Consider the following 411-nt stretch of genomic DNA (forward strand, 5'->3'; position numbering starts at 1 on the left):
GGCTTTATCTGTGACTACAACCTTCGGTTCATCAAACTGCTTCACTAACCGCTTAAGAAAAGCATAGGCTGCTTGTGTGTCCCGTTTTTTACGTAACCAAATATCCAAGGTTAAACCATCTGCATCGATGGCTCGATACAAATAATGCCATTTTCCTTTAATTTTGATGTACGTTTCATCCATTTTCCATGAATAAAAGGATTTTTTATTTTTCTTTTTCCAAATTTGATAGAGTAGTTTGCCATATTCTTGCACCCAACGATAAATCGTCGTATGAGAAACGTTAATGCCACGATCATATAAGATTTCTTGAACTTCACGATAGCTAAGGTTATAACGAAGATAGTAGCCCACGGCTACAATAATCACATCCTGCTGAAATTGCTTTCCTTTAAAATGATTCATCGTCAT

1 pseudogene is annotated in these 411 nt (G+C 36.3%); it reads right to left on the reverse strand.

The annotated features are described in order from the left end of the window. Positions 1-405, reverse strand: a pseudogene (locus AC973_RS04925) (IS6-like element IS1216 family transposase); the annotation flags it as partial. Positions 406-411 lie beyond the last annotated feature (6 nt).

The sequence above is a fragment of the Carnobacterium sp. 1290_CSPC genome, from assembly GCF_001053265.1.
Lineage (GTDB): Bacteria > Bacillota > Bacilli > Lactobacillales > Aerococcaceae > Aerococcus > Aerococcus urinaeequi.